Below are 16,643 nucleotides of genomic sequence, written 5' to 3'. Positions count from 1 at the left end.
ATACCATTGGCTAACAACCTATTAGAAGTTTGGGGGGTTTGGTGTGGCTGGCCGTCGTCCACCCAGATTACTGCACGGGCGAAACGCAGGTTATTCAAACCGACCGGGTGTAGCTGTCGGTGCGTGCGAGGGTAGCCAAGCCTGGAAACGGCGGCGGACTCAAGATCCGCTCCCGTAGGGGTCCAAGGGTTCAAATCCCTTCCCTCGCATGCCTGAGCGTGACCCTCGGGGAACGCTCGGCCTGCGTAGGAGGGTTTGAACGAGGCGGGACGCGTCCCGGCGTTGTTCGAATCCCTTCCCTCGCACTGTTGGCCACTACGGCCCCTCGCAAAACAGTGCAGGAAGATCCGTTCGGAGCGATCTTCCCTCGCAACTTCTCTGACATACCCGCAACGAACACGCAGAGGGAGGACCGCACAGTGCCACGTAGTTAAAAAGTACCGTTTCAATCCGGCAAACCCTTCTTATGGATTGGTAAGATGGTATAAACAAGCCACAAATATGCGCCGCCGAACGCTGCTAGCGACCATCGGTTCGGCCCTCTTTGCGGGGTGTGGGTCTCTCGACCAGGCCACCACCGGCCCCGCGGAGGCTGTCGACGAGAAACAGCGCATCCCTGCGGGCGTCGAACCGGTCGAGGACATCGGGGTTCAGGGGGACCTCGGTGTCGACGGAGGTGCCGATGTCCAACCGGTCGACGATATCGGTATCGACCAAGACATCGAGATAGCGGATGACATCGGCGTCCGCGGTGACCTCAGCTACGGGCGTGGAACCCAACTACAGGGGGAGGGACTGGACGAGGGTGGTGACCCTATCGAAGTGAACGAGCGAGCAGCGGACCTCATCGAGCGAGCGCGGTCGCAGCTTCGGTCCGCGATTACGACCTACACCTCGCAGGAAGGGGCGAGGGCCGTGCTGACCGACGTGAACGCGGCGACGGCGGATTTCAGCGCGCTCGCAGTCACGCGGGAGGTTAACTCGGCACGGGAAATCCTCGACATGGCAAGCGGCCCGGCCACGATGGGGCAGCGGACGATTATCATGGCTTTGGGTCAGTGTGCCTCCTTTCTGGAACACGCAGCGCAGGTCGACGAGGCACTCACGGACGCCTACGAGGAGTACGAGTTCATGAAAGGCCGAGTGCTGAGCGAACAACAGCCACAGGCCCGGATGGCCCGGCAGCGTCTGCGGTCGAAGGTCGACGACGCGGAGTCGGCCTACGAAGCACTCGAACGCGTCACGAGCATGCAAATGATGGCGGCCATGGAAGAGATATCGGCGGAGATGTACCGGACGAAAATTCGACAGCTCGGCAACGGCATCCGAACGCTCGAAGATTTCGGTGAGGCACTGGAACGTCTCAAGTCCGCAATCCGGAAGACCGACGTGGCCGCCGACAAGTACGGCGACGAGCAGTACCGGGCGGCGGCCAACAGGTTGGTCACGGCCATCTCGAACGCGGGGATGTCGACGACGCTGCTCCGAAACACCGACGAAATCACGGGGCTGCGGGACGAGGCTATCGACACGTCGCTACTCTCTCGGACGCTCGAACAGACGCTCCACGACCTCGAACGACACGCAAGCGCGAAGGCAGACGAAAACCGGATACTCGCGACCGAGGCACTCGAAGCAGCCGAACAACACTACGACTCGAACGACGCCGTTTCCGGCCTCAGTGCGTGGACCGGCTTCCCATTCTCGTGACCGGTAGGCTCTCGCCCTGCTGTCCTGCCCCGCGGTGTCCCGACGGCGCACACGACCGGAAACGTCAAACGGCCGGATTACGGGACTTCGGGTATGCAGGTGACAGAACGAGTCGACGCCGGACGGGCGTGGGTCGGGACGGCCGTGGCTGCCGTCGCCGTCCTCGCTCTCGGGTCGCTCCTTTTCCCCGCGCAGGTGTATCGCGGGTTCGTCTGGCACTACTTCTGGGGACCAGTCTACGCCGACGCACACAACGCTCTCTGTGCCGTGAACGACGGAACCGTACAGTTGCTGTACTCGGAGGGCAGCTGTCAGGCCGCCGTCGAGCAGGGCCTCGTCGTCGCCGAACCGGGCTACACGCTCGTCTCCGAGGTGGGGTACATGATTGTCCTCCTGTTCGCGCTGGTCGGCGTCCTCCAGTTGGTACGGCGGCTCAGGGTCGGAACTGACCGCAGACTCCTCGTCGCGCTGGTTCCGTTCATGCTCTTCGGCGGTGTCCTCCGGGCCGTCGAGGACGCGAACGACGCCGTCCCCGAGGGGGCGACACAGGCCATCAGTTACCCGCTGAACACCTTCTTAATCAGCCCGCTCATCTACGTCACCGTCTTCCTCGTGACGCTGGGGTCCCTCGTCGCGGCCATCTGGCTCCAGCGAAACGGCTACACGGAGGGGCACATCCGACCGCTCGCGGCGATGGGGAGCGGGGCCTTCCTCGTCACTTTCGGGTTCCTCCTCTCGCAGGGCCTGACTGCCGACTACGTGGCGTTCCACCCGCAGATTCTCACCGTCGTCGTCGTCGTGGCGTCCTTCCTCGCCGGGGGTATCTACGTCGTGACGGAGCGGTTCGCCCCGAACATCAACGCCGGGACGGGGATACTCGGCCTCGTCGTGCTGTGGGGTCACGCCATCGACGGTGTGGCGAACGTCGTCGCCGCCGATTGGCTCGGTGTCCTCGGCGTGAACCTCAACTACGTTCCCAAACACCCCGCGAACGCGTTCATCGTGCGCACGACCGAATCGCTCCTCCCGCAGTCGGTACTCGCGGTCACTGGATCGTCGTGGCCCTTCCTCGTCGTGAAACTCCTCGTCGCGTTGGCCGTCGTCTGGATATTCGACGCCGAAATCTTCGAGGAGAGCCCGCGCTACACGTTGCTCCTCCTCGTCGCCATCGTCGCCGTCGGCCTCGGGCCCGGCACCCGTGACGTGGTGCGGGCGACGTTCGGAATCTAAGGGAACGGGTGGTGTGCCCGGTCGAGTCGCGGTTCGAAGCCCAACGCCTCGGGCACCGTCGCCGCTCGCTCCCCGAAGTAGGGGTCGTCGAAGAACAGCGGTTGTGCCGCCGGAACGAGTACCCGGACCGCCTCGAAGCCGACTGCCGCCACGTCGCGCGTCGTCGTCCGCGCCCCGTAGGCCGACAGTCCAGCGTCGGTGACCCGCTCGACGACCGCTTCGAGGTGGGCCTCGCCCGTGGGTACCGTCTCGGGGCCGACGCTCGCCGCGGGAATTACGTCCGCGGGATTCGCGAACGCGGCCGCGTCGCCGGGAGAGCGCGCGTACCGGCCGATGGTACCGTCTGCGTCGGCGGCTTCGGCCTCTCCCATCGCACGGAGTTCGACCCAGTTCTGGAGAGCCTCCTCCAGCGCGTCGCGGGCGGCGCGGGTCGCGTCGAGGTGCGCACTCAGCCCGAATGCCAGCCGCGGCCACGTCTCACGGGTGACGGCGACGGCCACCACCGGTACGTCCACGTCCTGCGTGAGGAGCAGCGGCGTCACCGACAGCCCCTCCGACTCGGCACGGGCCGCCAGCGACTCGAACCCCTCGTGGGAAACATCGAGGCCGAGCGGCTCGAACGTCGAGTACCACGCGAGCATCGCGGCGTCGCGTTCGACCGTCTCGTAGAGGCCGCTGAGGAGGGCCTCGACAGTGCCGTTGCCCAGTCCCAGCCCCGTCGTCACCGCGGGCCGGAACCGTCTCTCCGGTGGTGGAAAGTGGACGAACTCGGCCGGAATCCGGACGCGTTCCTCAGTGGCGAGGTTCCGACCCGTGACCCACGGGATGGCCGTCGCCGCGCTGGGGTCGGCCCAGCCGTCGTCGGGCCGGACGAATACTGAGGGATGAACGGCACCCGCTACGTCGGCGGGCGTCGCTCGCTCAAGCGCGGCCGTCCGGTAGACGCCCGCGCAGTACCGTTCGAGGCCCTCACCCAGGGCGGCCATGAACGCGGCGTTCCAGTCGGCGTCGACGCCTGCGGCCTGTGGCCCGGCCGTGGCGTCGCTGAACCCGCTCGTGTCGGCGAGCGTGGCGAGGTAGTACGGGGCCGGGAACGATTCGAACTCCCCGACCTCCGCGACGACGCCGACGCGTTCGTCGACCGCCTGCTCGGCGCGGGCGAGCGATTCTTCCAGCGTGCGGTCGACCGACTCGACCGCGAGCGACCGGTCCCGGGCGGCCGCACACGAACAGTCGGGGACCGGGAGGAACTGCCGTCGCGTGTGTGGGACCTCGACGATGCCACCCGCCACGATGGAGTCGTGGCCGGCGAGGAAGCGGACGGCTTCGCGGCCAGCGACGGCCCCTGCGAAGCGCGCGGTTTCGGGCGACGGGTCGACCGTCCCACCGTGGTCCGTCTCGGCGTTCGCCGCGACGCGCGCCCGGAGACACTCGTAACAGCCCGCCGTCGGGCCGAAGCCGGTGACCGCCGCCTCGACGACTGGGAACCCGCCGAGTCCGCCCAATTCGACCGCCAGCCACGGGCAGTCGGACTCGCGGGCCGTCTCGTTCGCCCGTCGGAACGCCGCGTCGCCGGCCGTCCCGACGACGACGGCGAGGTCGGCACCGGCGATGCCACCGGGGTCTACGTCGGCGACGGGTTCGGAGACGTCCGCGAGGGCGGCGGCAACTGCGTCACGCGCCGGACCGGACCCGACGAGAGCGACTGTCATGACCGGGGCGAGGGCGGCCCGGGAAAAAAGCGCGGGGATTAACTGGCGAGTAGGCTCTGGGCGACGCTCGCGAGTTCGTCCGCGTCGGCGTCGGTCAGCCGGTCGTCACCGAGCATCAGCCGGAGCCGTGGACGGCCGACGTCGATGGGGACTTTCTCGGTGTCGATGAGTCCCATCTCTTCGAGTTCCGTCTTGGTGCGCGAGAACGTCGCTTTCGAGGCGAGGCCGATGTCTTCGCCCCACTTGCTGATGTCGTAGAGGAGTTCGCCGTTCTTTGCGGCCGCGAGGAGGGTGATGGTCACCTCGTCCAGTCCGTCGCCGTTCCCTCGGGCGGTCTGGAGCGAGTCGAGAATCGCTCCGAAGTCCGTCGCCGTCGCGTCGCCGAGGTCCTCGGTGAGCGTCGACTGGACCGCGGAGAGTCCGGGCGTCCTGAGGTCGAACGCCTTCGCTCCCTCCCATACCGCGCCGTACTGGTCGCGGGCGTCGGATACGAACGAGTCGTCGTCGGTACTCAGCCCCGCGACGCGGCCCGCGACCGTGACCACGGCGGCTACGTCAGTGGCCGTGACGAGCAGCGGGTTCTCGCTCGGAGTGTCGACTGTCCGCAGTGCCAACTGGTCGTTTTCGACGAGGTCGGCCGCTCTGCTGGCGACGATGAAGTCGCTCATCGCGTCCTTCAGCGGTCGCTCGGCGGCGAGCAACCGGACGGGTGCGAGGTCGCTCGCTTCGGACATGACCGATACGAGGTCGTCGACGATATCCGCCGACGGCCCGACGACGTAGACGGGTTCGGACGCGGCCGAGAGTGCCCGCGTCAGTAACTCACCAGTGCTGTCGGCGATTTCGTTCTCACTCATGACTATGATGCGTATCTACCAGTCAGACCCATTTAATTTTACCGGCCATTTCACAAGTAATAACACGGGAAGCGCCGAAAATCACAAGAGTCGTGAATAGAGTTTATCCACCACTCCGATATCATTAATGATAGGGTAAGTTAGAAAAACGGACCTGTTGGTCACGGTGGTTCTGTAAGGAAGTCACGGTGGCGCAGGCTCTCAGTCGAGGGAGTCGACGAGTTCACTCGACCAGTGGAAGTCGCCGCCGTAGACGACCGGGAAATCGCTCTCGGCCAGTATTTCGGTTAGTTCTCCAGTGTCGAGCGACTGTGTGGCCGCCGTCCCGGTGAGGTAGGACGTATCACCGCAGGGCGACTGGAACGTCCCGCCGGTCCGCCGGGTCGGGGCCGCCTCGCAGGTCAACTCGTACCCGTCCGTGCGTGTTTCGAGCCAGCCGACGACGGGCGTCTGCTCGGGTGCCGTGAGGGTGTAGGTTCCGTCCCCGACGACGGCGTAGTCTTTCCCCATCATGACGCGCCGTCGCGCCAACTGCATCGCCGGTTCGAGGCCGAACCCGTGGACGAGGAGTCGCGCGAAGGCCGTCCCGACTTTGGCGGCCTGTTCGTCGAGGACTTTGCTGAGCGTGACGGCACCGCCGACGCTCCCCCGTTCGACCAGTTCGGTGCCCTCGTGGTAGGAGCCACAGGCGTTCAGGAAGAAGGTGCGAGCCTCGCAGGTGTCGAGCGTCGCCGCCGAGAACCGCCCGTCGGGACAGGCCAGTCCGTCCCGGTCACAGTGGCCGATGTAGTGAACGAAGTCCGTCGGCGTGGCGAACACGTCCGCGAGTTCCCGCGTCGTGAGTCGCTCTCGAACCGTCACCGACAGCGGACGGTCGGCCGCCCGCTCGCGGTAGATGTCCGCCACGGCCGCATGTTCTTCCCGCATCGCGTCGTCGTTGAGGACGACGGTCACGTCGAGTTCGTCCGCGCCGTCGTGGCGTCGCTCGTACGTCCGGCGGTTCTCGACGGCCCGCGGCGTCATCTTGAACGCGTCTATCGGCGTCCCCGCGGCCAGCCACCCGTGCACCTGTCCTGCCTGTAACTCGGGGTCCAACACGTCTACCGACTGGACCGGTTGCCGTGTGGGACTGCCCGACCGGTAGAAGTCGGTCAGTGCCCGGTCGAGCAGGTCCGGCTCCCCGAGTTCCGTCGCCTCGGGCAGGTAGACGAGGCTCAGCGAATCGAGGAGGTCGGGGAGACACTGGACGTTCTCCATCTCGGGGTCAGCGTACGTCGAGAACTGCCACTCGGGCAAATGCTCGTCCAAGTCGGCGTCGGCCAGCCAGAAGTACTCCCCCAACCGCTCGACCGACCGGAGGGCACGCATTCGCTCGGCGTCGAGGCCGAACTGGTCGAGCAACTCCCCGCGTCGCGCTGGCGGCGCGTGCTCCCTGACGAGCGAGTCGAGGAAGAACACCCGGCGGAGCACCCGCCCGACGCCGTGCTGGAAGGTCGGCAACTCCCGGAACCGGCACTCGATACCCGTCTCCGGGACGAACAGCCGCGGCGGTCCGTGGGCGTCGAGTTTCACCTCCGCACCGAGGTAGTACGCGAGCGGTGCCACGACGAACAGGTAGTCCAGTTCCGGCGGGACGTGGAGTTCGATGCCCGTCTCCGGCACGTCGTCCCGAACCGCATCGGGTATCGATAACTCCGCCCCGAGTTCGAGCGCGGGCGGACGGCCACGCATCGACGGGTGTGAGCGTGCTGGCCCGGTCGTTTCGAGGGCCGCCGAGAGATGAGAGAGTCCGGCCGCGACGCCCTCCAGCGTCGGGGGGACGGTAATCGTCGGACCGTCCCCGTCGGTACCGGCGACTCCGTTCCCCCGTTCGCTCGCCACCCCGGAACTCATGCCTCGTCTTCCCTCTCGACGCACTGTCGCATTACCTTTCGGTCGGGATATAGCCGGGTCATTAAGTGCTTTCGCCGCTGGCACGGCGGGTCCCCGCTGTCGCAGAAAGGTAGATTATTGACTGCCCAGCGTCGTAGTCACGGTATGGACTACGAGGCTATCAGGGAAGTCGACCCAGCGGTCGCGGACGCGCTTGCGGGCGAAGTCGACCGGCAGAACGACACGCTCGCGATGATTGCGAGCGAGAACCACGTCAGCGAGGCGGTACTGGAGGCACAGGGGAGTGCCCTGACGAACAAGTACGCCGAGGGCTACCCCGGCGAGCGCTACTACGCCGGCTGTGAGTACGCCGACGAGGTGGAGAACCTCGCCATCGAGCGCGCGAAAGAACTCTGGGGAGCAGAACACGTCAACGTCCAGCCACACTCCGGGACACAGGCGAATCAAGGTGTCTACTACGCCGTCCTCGAACCCGGCGACAAGATTCTCTCGCTCGATTTGAACCACGGCGGCCACCTCAGCCACGGCCACCCCGCGAACTTCACCGGCCAGTTCTACGAAGTCGAACAGTACGAAGTCGACGCCGACTCCGGCTACATCGACTACGACGCGCTCCGCGAACACGCCGAGGACTTCGACCCCGACATCATCGTCTCGGGTTACTCCGCGTACCCGCGCGAGGTGGACTTCGAAGCGATTCAGGAGGCCGCCGACGCAACCGACGCCTACCACCTCGCGGACATCGCCCACATCACGGGACTGGTCGCCGCGGGCGTCCACCAGTCGCCCGTCGGCGTCGCCGACTTCGTCACCGGGTCGACGCACAAGACCATCCGCGCGGGCCGTGGCGGCATCATCATGTGCGACGAGGCGTACGCCGACGACATCGACGCCGCCGTCTTCCCCGGCGGCCAGGGTGGCCCGCTGATGCACAACGTCGCCGGGAAGGCAGTCGGATTCAAGGAGGCTCTCGAACCCGAGTTCGAGGCCTACGCGGCACAGACCGTCGACAACGCCAAAGCACTCGGCGACCAGCTACAGGAGCGGGGCTTCTCGCTGGTTTCGGGCGGGACCGACAACCACCTCGTCCTCGTGGACCTGCGCGACTCCCACCCCGACACCACCGGCAAGGACGCCGAGGCAGCACTGGAGGAAGTCGGCGTCGTCCTCAACGCAAACACCGTGCCGGGTGAGACGCGCTCGGCGTTCAACCCCTCGGGCATCCGTGCCGGGACGCCCGGCCTCACGACCCGCGGTTTCGACGAGGCGGCCTGCCGCGAGGTGGCCGACATCATCGCCGACGTGGTGGACGCCCACGACGACGAGGACGTGAAGGCCGATGCTTCCGCCCGTGTCTCCGCGCTGACCGACGACCACCCGCTGTACCAGTGACTGGCGTGTCGGCGGTCCGATAGGCGGATACTTTTTTCAGCACTGACAGACGAGACGGAAATATGGCCCTCCAACCGACCAGTTGGGTCTCCCCCGAACCCGACGCCCCCTCGCTCGCCGAGTACGCGTCGCTGTACGCGCTCTTGCTCGCGGTGGCAGTCGCACAACTCGTGTTGACCAGTGTCTCCCGAACTATCGCCAACATAGTGCCGGTGGTCCTGAGCGCGCGACTCTTCGGGACGGCCGCCGCCACCCTCCTCGCGATGGCCGGCCTCGGCGTCGCGTACGCCGCCCTCACGCGTGTCTCGGACGTGGGACTCGACTGGTTCGAGCTGGCTCGAATCGGCCTGTCGCTGACCGGCCTGCTCCTCGTCGCCTTCTACTACCTGCACAGCACGGTGTCACTTCCCGTCTCCGAATGGCTGGCCCCCGCGATAGCGACCGCAGTGATGGGACTACTGGCGGGTGCGTACGCGCGAGCCAGCGGGTTCGACCTCCGTCTGTCCCTCCCGAGCCGTAACGCGGCCCCCGTCGTCGCGGGGGCCGTCCTCGGCCCAGTGCTGGTCGTCGCGGCGGCAGTCGGTGTCGCCGCCGTCGTACCCACCGAGTCGATGCGGTGGCTCCGCGGGACGTTCCTGTCCGCACAGTTGATTTCGACGGCGGGGTTCCTCCAGGATACTGTCGTTCCCGTCCTCGTCGGTGCCGTCGGGACTGGGCTGGTGTTCTTCGGGGCAGTACAGGAATCCCTCCGGCAGAACGCACCCTCCGGCGAAGTCGTCGCCGTCGTCACCGTGTTGGTCGGCACCTACAGGCTGGCCGTCACCGGAACACTGGGGTTCGTGACCGACATCCTCTCGTTCGTGCCCGTCGCCGTCGGTATCGGCCTCGTCCTGCTCGTCGCCGCACTCGTCGGTTCCCTCTGGACCGCGCTCGACCCGTCACTGCCCGACACTGCTGGGCCAGGCGTCGCGGCACTCCTCGGGTTCGCCGTCGTCTCGCTGCTGGCCGTGGTCGTCCAACTCGCCGTGTCGGACCTCGCGTCGTTGGTGAGTTTCGCCGTGGCACAGACGGCCGTCGTCGGCATCGCCGCAGTCGCGTACGACCGAACGCGGTCAGTCTGGATTCCGGTCCTCTCGCTCGCTGCCTTCCAGCTAACGGCCGCCACCGTCCAGCAGTTTCAACTCGTCTCCACAATTGTACAGTGAGCCGACGGGAGCCACCGCTTAACTACCTCTCTGCGGTACCAGTCGTATGCCCGAACTCACGGTGTCCCGCCGTCGGTTCCTCCGCCGCGGCGTCGCAGTGGCGGCAGTCGGTACGCTCGCCGGGTGCGGCAGCGCTGGTGACGACGGGACGACGAACCCGGAGACGACGAGGGACGGGTCCGACTCGCCGTCGGACGGTGGTACGGAGGCCGAGGACGAGACGGCCGGCACCGAGACGGCGACGCTCGACCTGCGAGAGGCGAACGTCGTCGGCGTCGAGACGATGCCGACCGACGACGGCTATCGGTTCGCGGTGACGCTCCACCACGACGACGAGGGCGAACCGGGGTACGCGAACTGGTGGCAGGTCGAACGCCGCGACGGCACGCGACTCGGCCGCCGTGACCTTCGGCACCCACACGACAGCCAACCGTTCACACGCGACGCGACCGTTTCGGTTCCCTCGGACGTGTCCTGTGTCGTCGTCCGCGGACACGACCAGACTCACGGGTACGGCGGGCGGGCGATGCTCGTGACGCCCGAGACGGGCGCGACCCGGCGCGTCGAGCAGGGCACAGACCGGCAGTCCCTCGACGGCGCGGACTGTCCCTGACTCACCCCACGTCGTGCCGCCCGTGTCTGGTGACGAGTCGCTCCATCACGGACGCCTCCGCACGCTGGAGGAGGACCGCCGCCGTCGACTCCGCACAGTCCAGTTCGGCGGCCACGTCAGCCACCGACGCCTCGCGGGGGTACTCGTAGAACCCTTCGTCGGCCGCGACTTCGACGGCCTCGAACTGGCGGTCGGTGAGGTCACCCGCGACGGGCGCGTGTCTACGGTCGTACTCGCCGATTGCGTCGACCCGAACGTCGATGTCGTCGGGGAACGCCTCGACCATCGCCTGGAGGTCCTCGCTCTCGCCGACGACGGTCAGGTAGAACGCCGCCTGTTCGTCGTAGACGATGGGCAGCGTGACGATGAGGCCACGCTCCACGAACGCCTGCCGCCACGTCACGTCTTCCGGTCGCGTCTCCTGACGGATGTAGGCATAAAACGAAGCGTCGTCGACTGGCGTGATGTCGTACCACTGCACCGAATCGACCGACTGTAGCCGCGCCTCGTATGGGTCGCGCGACCCCTCGACGTAGAACAGGACGTACTCGATACCGGCGTCGGACGCGACGCTGAACGCCTGTAGTTCCTCGTACTGCACGGCGTCGCCCTCGCGGATGAACTCCTGCATTGGGTGGAGCATCCACGAGGGTTGGACGAGGCGGAGGTCGATGTACCGCATCTCCCTGCTGTTCGCCCCTCTCGTATAAATAGGCTAGTCGGTTCGCCGTTACTGACAGCCGCCGTCCCCCAGAAACACGACGTATGCTGACACTCACGACGGGACTGTTCGCGCTTGGCGTCGTACTGGCAGGTGGGCAGTTGCTCGGATACGTCGCCAGTCTCCTCGGCTGGTCGGCGTACTGGCCGCTCGGAACACAGGACCGGTGGTACTACCTCCACTGGGGCGTCTCCGTCGGAGCGAACCTCTGTCTGGCCGCGGTGGCACTCCTCGACTGGAACGCGCTGGGCGCGCCACAACCGCTGACGCTGGCCGTCGGAGCCGTCGTCTTCGTTCCGAGTTACGTGGCCGGCATCGTGGCCGGGTCGGACCTCGGCCAGGAGGAGACGATGGGGTTGACCGGTGACCTCCGAACTGACGGTTGGTACCGCTACTCTCGGAACCCGCAGTACGTCTGCTACAGCGTCGCCTCGGTGGGCGTCGTCGTCCTCGCGGCCTCTCCCTTGGCGACCGTACTGGCTCTCCTCCACCTCGCGTGGTGGCTCCTCATGCCGTTCGCCGAAGAGCCGTGGCTCCGCGACCAGTACGGCACGGAGTACGACCGGTACTGCGACCGCGTCCCCCGTTTCGTCGGGTGGCGGACAGCCCGCGCGCTCGTCGGTGCGTCCGAGGCGGAGACCGGGACCGGCGTCTGACCCATTCCGAGACGTTCAAGAGTCGGGGCCGCGCCCCTCTAACCGATGACCGACATTATCGACGGGAACGCCGTCGCGGCCGACGTGCGTGACGGCCTCGGCGACGCCATCGACACCCTCGCCGACGCGGACGTGACGCCGTCGCTCGCCACCGTGTTGATGAGCGACGACCCAGCGAGCGAGACGTACGTCTCGATGAAACAGGACGACTGCGAGGAGGTCGGCATCGACGCCATCGACATCGAACTCGACCCCGACGCACCCGCCGAGGAACTGTACGATACCATCGACGACCTGAACGACGACCCCGAGGTCGACGGCATTCTGGTCCAGATGCCGGTCCCCGACCACGTCGACGACCGGGCCGTCCTCCGTCGCATCGACCCGCTGAAAGACGTGGACGGGTTCCACCCCGAGAACGTGGGCCGCCTCGTCGCCGGGAACGCCCGCTACAAACCCTGCACGCCCCACGGCGTCCAGAAACTGCTCGCCGCCGCCGACGTGGAGACCGACGGCGCGGACGCCGTCGTCGTCGGCCGGTCCGACATCGTGGGCAAACCGATGGCGAACCTCTTCGTCCAGAAAGACGAGTACGGGAACGCGACGACGACGGTGTGTCACTCCCGGACCGAGGACCTCGCGGCCAAGACACGCGCGGCCGACATCGTCGTCGCCGCCGCGGGCGTCCCCGAGATGATAGACGGCGACATGCTCTCCGAGGGCGTCACCGTCGTCGACGTCGGTATCAACCGCGTCGACGCGGACACCGAGAAAGGCTACGAACTCGTGGGCGACGTGGAGTACGAGAGTGCGAAAGAGAAAGCAGGTGCCATCACGCCCGTGCCCGGCGGCGTCGGCCCGATGACGCGTGCGATGTTGCTCTGGAACACGGTCAAAGCGGCGAGCCTCCAACACGACGTGCCGGTCGACCTCCCCTGAATGCCCGGCTTCGACACTGCCGTCGAGACGCTCGCGGAGCGGGCGGGTGTAACCCGCCGCGAGAAACACGTCGAGGCCGACGAGGACGGGTTCGCGGCCCTGCGCGAAAAGTTCGCGGACGGCAGGTGGGCTGTCGGTGCCATCGTCACGAACGCCGAGGGGCAGGTCCTCCTCGTCCGCGAGGACGGCCGCTGGCTCGCTCCCGGGGGGCAGGTCGAACCCGGGGAGACACACGCCGAGGCGCTGGTCAGGGAGGTCCGCGAGGAGACTGGTGTCGAAGTCGTCCCGGACGACCCCGTGGCGGCCACCGAGGTGACGGTCACACACGGCGGCGAGACGGTGGGGTTCGCCTTCGCACACTACACGGCCACGCCGGAGACGACGACGCTAGCGGCCGACCCGGGGCGGGACGGCGAGGGCATTACGACTGCCGAGTGGCGGCCCGACGTGCCCGCCGACACCGTGGACCGCGACGTGGTAGTGGCGAATCGGTGAGACGGGGCCGTAGCGGTACCACCCACGCCGGCGACGGCGGGTAACTACGTCCCGGGGTCGAGGGTGTCGAGGTGGTGGTGTGCCTGCGCGAGCGCGGTTTCGTCGCCCTCCGCGAGATAGTAGCCGAGTGCCTGTGCCGCGCCCACGAGTGCCTCGGCGTCCGCCAGCGACACGTCGCCGTCGAGTGCGTCGACGCGCTTGCGGTGTTCACGGATGCGCGACAGCACGCCACGGGCGGTTTCGTCCGGGTTCTCGTCGAGGTAGGTTCGGAGGTCGGTACTGTACTCCTCGACTGCGGTGGCGTAGGCCAACCCGCGCGCGTCCCGCATCGAATCGGGGACGATGGACGGCCCCGGCCGTTCGCCGTCGTCGGCCCCGCGTAGCAAGTCGAGGACGTAGTACTCCTCGTCGTCGCTCGTCCGCATCTGCCGGCCGACGGCCGTCGCGGCGTGGACGAGTTCGACGGCCGCGAGATACGTGTCGCCGAGGGGCTGGAGGTCACCCGCGTCGATGAATCCCTGCTTTCTGACGTAGGAGCGACACGCGTCCGCCGCGTCCTCGACGAGGACTCGGAGCGGGTCATCCTCGATGCGGTCCCGAACCGCCGTCAACTCGAGCGTGACGGGACTTGCGGTGTGTTCTTTCCGGTCGTCGACGCCGACGCTCTTGAGACTGCCGCAGTCGGGACACTCGACGCTGCCCGTGTCGTAGTAGGACCACCGGTGACCACAGACCGTACACTCGCGGTCCCCGCGTATCTTCATACGCGCCTCTACCGTGCCGAGGCTCAAAACGGAACCGCTCGCCGCGAGTGCAAGATACTTCCCTCGCTCGCCCTATAGAAATCATATGCGCGACGAAGAGGAAATCCGCGAGCAGTACGAGTTCCTGAAAGAGCAACTCGACGACGAGAACATGAACCATCAGGGTGTCCGGCAGATGTTCACCTACTACAAGCGTGCCCTCGGGTGGACGCTCGAAGAGGAGTACATCTGAACGGTCGCCCGATGACACTCCGGTGACGCTCAGCCAGAACTCTTAAGTTATCGTACCCACTCGTATCAGGTGACGCTTCGTCTGGAGGGCCGAAGCGTCAGCGGGGACCAATTCAGGGCGGCAAGCAATCGCACGGGCTCTTTTCACCCCGTGCGATTTGCTTTCCACTTTCGTACGTTACATGGTGAGCGACGCGCCCTTTAGTCGATGCTGAGCGAGTCCGCTCCAGTCCCGCCTTCCGGCCACTCGAACTCCAGTTCGACACTGAGTTCGCCGTCGCCACTGGCCGGTCCTTCGCGCTCGACCGCCACCTCGAACTCCACCTCGCGCGGTGTCTCGACTGTGATGGCGTCGTCGCCGGCTTCCAGCGTGAGCGTGCCACCCTCGTCGAGGCGGTCGGCGACCGTCCGAAGGTACGCCGCAACTTCGCTCCGTGACGCGCGCTTTTCGACCTCGAACAGCGTTTCTTCTGTCATCTTCTTCCCGTACGCGGCCGACGGAGATAAACGTGCGTCCCGTATGGTATCGTATTCGACATAATGTCCGTCTGTGAACGCCCCGCCGCGGCAACTCTCAATCAGTTTCTTGATTATGATACGACTGGAATCCGACTCTCGGGGATACCAAACCCCGTTGACGGTCCGAAAGCCGATATATTTATCATATTCCGACAGTAATGATGATGTGGACATTACCGATGTACGACCTGACAGGATTTCAGCGTGATCTGCTGTACGTTATCGCCGGCCGGGACGAACCTCACGGTCTCGCGATCAAAGAGGAACTCGAAGACTACTACGAGAAGGAAATCCACCACGGGCGTCTCTATCCCAACCTCGACACGCTGGTCGACAAGGGCCTCGTCGAGAAGGGGCAGCGAGACAGACGGACGAACTACTACAGTCTGACACGGCGCGGGCAGCGCGAAATCGACGCGCGTCGTGAGTGGGAAGAACAGTACGTGAGTCAGTGAGGTCGTCGGTCACTCGCCGTCCGCTGGTTGTTCGTCCGCCGATTCGTCGCCGTCCGTAACCGACTCCTCGGTAGCGACTGCCTCGTTCGTCCCGTCGGGTGTCGGGTCGAGGAGGTACATCGGGTCGACTGCACCGGGATGTACGGGCTCGCGCGCGAGGAGTTCCGGGAGGACGATGCGCCCGAAGTGGAAGACGACGACGAGTATCAGCGGCCCGAGGAAGATGCCGTACCACCCGAACATAACTGGGCCGAGGATGTACGCGAACATGACGAGGCCGACGTGGAGGTTCCGCCCGGAGACGTACGGCCTGAGGAAGAAGTCGGGCAACGAGTCCACGACGACCAGCGAGACGGCGAAGACGGCGAAAACGAACCCGTACCCGCTCCCGTCCATCGCCGCTTGGAATCCGAGAAACCCGACGATGGGAAAGTAGACGATTTTCATGCCGACGACGGGGACCAGACTCCCGACACCGGTGAGCAACCCGGTCAGTGCCGGATACGGGATAGCGAGGCCCGGTGGCGCGAAGACGTTGAGGACGTTGAACGCGATGGCCCCAATCGCGCCCGTGACGATCGCGTTGAGGATATTCCCGAAGAAGATACTCTGGAGGCTCCGGTCGACGGCCCCGAGGTACGACCCCAAGACACCGCCGTCGTCGGCGAACTGCATCAGCCACCGTGAGAGTTTCCGTCCGTCGCGGAGCAGATAGAACGCCACCGCGAGCATCACGAACAAGTGCAACAGCCCGTTGCCGATGAAGCCAATGTACTCGAGGCTGGCCCGGAGCGTCGACTCGACGGTATCGAGGCCGATGCTGTCACCGAGCAGCGATGCGGGGTCCTCGACGATTTGGGACACGTTGGTGTACGGTTCGACCACCGACAGCAGTGGCCCGAAATCGCCGTTCTGTAGATCCGACAGTTCCTGCAAACCGATGGCGAGCGTGTACGCGAGGAGCGCGAGGGCCGGGACTGCGAACACCCCCAACGCGAGTGCCGCCGCGATAGTCGGATGTCGGACACGTCGGTGAATCCGGTCGTAGGCGGGGCGTGTGGCGTAGTAGATGAACAGTGCGAAGACGAACGTCCCGACGAACGCGTAGAGGATGAACGCGACGACGGCCAGCAGGGCGGCCCCGATGGCCCACCAAATCGCCCGCATCCGGTCGATACTGAATCCGAGCATACGCCGCCTTCAGTACCCTGACAAATAAGTCCCTGCCCACCACGCCGTGGCGGCCGTGCT

Annotated in this window: 17 protein-coding genes and 1 tRNA gene; 11 read left to right on the top strand and 7 right to left on the bottom strand. The window is 66.2% G+C overall.

Annotation, left to right across the window (positions count from 1 at the left end; all coding sequences use genetic code 11):
* The first annotated feature begins 125 nt into the window (after positions 1-125).
* From MUG95_RS02415 to MUG95_RS02405, 3 genes are all read left to right on the top strand, one after another.
* Positions 126-209, top strand: a tRNA-Leu gene (locus MUG95_RS02415).
* Positions 210-501: 292 nt separating this feature from the next.
* Positions 502-1,710: a hypothetical protein gene (locus MUG95_RS02410; protein WP_247009481.1), complete on the top strand. Its 1,209-nt coding sequence runs from the start codon at positions 502-504 to the stop codon at positions 1,708-1,710.
* A gap of 93 nt (positions 1,711-1,803) precedes the next feature.
* Positions 1,804-2,940, top strand: a complete 1,137-nt coding sequence (locus tag MUG95_RS02405; protein WP_247009480.1) for a DUF63 family protein — start codon at positions 1,804-1,806, stop codon at positions 2,938-2,940.
* On the opposite strand, the gene MUG95_RS02400 is transcribed toward MUG95_RS02405, so the two are convergent.
* The 3 genes from MUG95_RS02400 to MUG95_RS02390 all read right to left on the bottom strand — a co-directional run bounded on the left by MUG95_RS02400 (position 2,937) and on the right by MUG95_RS02390 (position 7,402).
* Positions 2,937-4,652, bottom strand: coding sequence for a YcaO-like family protein (locus MUG95_RS02400; protein ID WP_247009479.1), 1,716 nt, complete (start codon positions 4,650-4,652; stop codon positions 2,937-2,939). The two genes, MUG95_RS02405 and MUG95_RS02400, sit on opposite strands and share 4 nt — an antisense overlap.
* Positions 4,653-4,690: 38 nt before the next feature.
* On the bottom strand, positions 4,691-5,509 hold the full coding sequence (tbsP, locus tag MUG95_RS02395; RefSeq protein ID WP_247009478.1) for a transcriptional regulator TbsP: 819 nt from the start codon (positions 5,507-5,509) through the stop codon (positions 4,691-4,693).
* Between the two features lie 201 nt (positions 5,510-5,710).
* Positions 5,711-7,402 (bottom strand): hypothetical protein, encoded by a 1,692-nt coding sequence (locus MUG95_RS02390; protein ID WP_247009477.1) that lies wholly within the window; start codon positions 7,400-7,402, stop codon positions 5,711-5,713.
* A gap of 144 nt (positions 7,403-7,546) precedes the next feature.
* Between MUG95_RS02390 and glyA the strand changes: the two genes are divergently transcribed.
* The 3 genes from glyA (at position 7,547) to MUG95_RS02375 (ending at position 10,612) form a co-directional block, all read left to right on the top strand.
* On the top strand, positions 7,547-8,794 hold the full coding sequence (gene glyA, locus MUG95_RS02385) for a serine hydroxymethyltransferase (RefSeq protein WP_247009476.1): 1,248 nt from the start codon (positions 7,547-7,549) through the stop codon (positions 8,792-8,794).
* A gap of 62 nt (positions 8,795-8,856) precedes the next feature.
* Positions 8,857-9,999 (top strand): hypothetical protein, encoded by a 1,143-nt coding sequence (locus MUG95_RS02380; RefSeq protein ID WP_247009475.1) that lies wholly within the window; start codon positions 8,857-8,859, stop codon positions 9,997-9,999.
* A 46-nt stretch (positions 10,000-10,045) separates the two neighbouring features.
* Complete coding sequence (locus tag MUG95_RS02375; protein WP_247009474.1) at positions 10,046-10,612, top strand: twin-arginine translocation signal domain-containing protein; 567 nt, start codon at positions 10,046-10,048, stop codon at positions 10,610-10,612.
* Position 10,613: 1 nt separating this feature from the next.
* Here MUG95_RS02375 and MUG95_RS02370 read toward each other — a convergent pair whose 3' ends face one another.
* Complete coding sequence (locus MUG95_RS02370) at positions 10,614-11,294, bottom strand: helix-turn-helix domain-containing protein (protein ID WP_247009473.1); 681 nt, start codon at positions 11,292-11,294, stop codon at positions 10,614-10,616.
* A gap of 83 nt (positions 11,295-11,377) precedes the next feature.
* On the opposite strand from MUG95_RS02370, the gene MUG95_RS02365 reads away from it, so the two are divergent.
* The 3 genes from MUG95_RS02365 to MUG95_RS16835 are packed head-to-tail and all read left to right on the top strand — an operon-like array spanning position 11,378 to position 13,423.
* Positions 11,378-11,989, top strand: coding sequence for a methyltransferase family protein (locus tag MUG95_RS02365; protein ID WP_247009472.1), 612 nt, complete (start codon positions 11,378-11,380; stop codon positions 11,987-11,989).
* Positions 11,990-12,034: 45 nt separating this feature from the next.
* The gene (locus MUG95_RS02360) at positions 12,035-12,928 is read left to right on the top strand and encodes a bifunctional methylenetetrahydrofolate dehydrogenase/methenyltetrahydrofolate cyclohydrolase (protein ID WP_247009471.1); all 894 of its coding nucleotides are present in this window, start codon (positions 12,035-12,037) and stop codon (positions 12,926-12,928) included.
* Positions 12,929-13,423 carry an NUDIX hydrolase gene (locus MUG95_RS16835; protein WP_256463862.1) on the top strand — a complete coding sequence of 165 codons (495 nt, stop codon included), beginning with the start codon at positions 12,929-12,931 and terminating at the stop codon, positions 13,421-13,423.
* A 44-nt stretch (positions 13,424-13,467) separates the two neighbouring features.
* On the opposite strand, the gene MUG95_RS02350 is transcribed toward MUG95_RS16835, so the two are convergent.
* On the bottom strand, positions 13,468-14,187 hold the full coding sequence (locus MUG95_RS02350) for a DUF7117 family protein (RefSeq protein WP_247009470.1): 720 nt from the start codon (positions 14,185-14,187) through the stop codon (positions 13,468-13,470).
* Positions 14,188-14,272: 85 nt separating this feature from the next.
* Between MUG95_RS02350 and MUG95_RS02345 the strand changes: the two genes are divergently transcribed.
* The gene (locus tag MUG95_RS02345) at positions 14,273-14,419 is read left to right on the top strand and encodes a DUF8555 family protein (RefSeq protein ID WP_247009469.1); all 147 of its coding nucleotides are present in this window, start codon (positions 14,273-14,275) and stop codon (positions 14,417-14,419) included.
* Positions 14,420-14,619: 200 nt separating this feature from the next.
* Here the strand turns inward: MUG95_RS02345 and MUG95_RS02340 are convergent, their stop codons facing one another.
* Positions 14,620-14,895, bottom strand: coding sequence for an amphi-Trp domain-containing protein (locus MUG95_RS02340; protein ID WP_247009468.1), 276 nt, complete (start codon positions 14,893-14,895; stop codon positions 14,620-14,622).
* A gap of 221 nt (positions 14,896-15,116) precedes the next feature.
* On the opposite strand from MUG95_RS02340, the gene MUG95_RS02335 reads away from it, so the two are divergent.
* Positions 15,117-15,392, top strand: a complete 276-nt coding sequence (locus MUG95_RS02335; RefSeq protein ID WP_247009467.1) for a PadR family transcriptional regulator — start codon at positions 15,117-15,119, stop codon at positions 15,390-15,392.
* Between the two features lie 9 nt (positions 15,393-15,401).
* Here the strand turns inward: MUG95_RS02335 and MUG95_RS02330 are convergent, their stop codons facing one another.
* Complete coding sequence (locus tag MUG95_RS02330) at positions 15,402-16,583, bottom strand: AI-2E family transporter (RefSeq protein WP_247009466.1); 1,182 nt, start codon at positions 16,581-16,583, stop codon at positions 15,402-15,404.
* Positions 16,584-16,643: the final 60 nt, after the last annotated feature.

The organism is Halorientalis litorea (assembly GCF_023028225.1).
GTDB lineage: Archaea > Halobacteriota > Halobacteria > Halobacteriales > Haloarculaceae > Halorientalis > Halorientalis litorea.
This window is presented reverse-complemented; position numbering and strand designations above follow the sequence as displayed.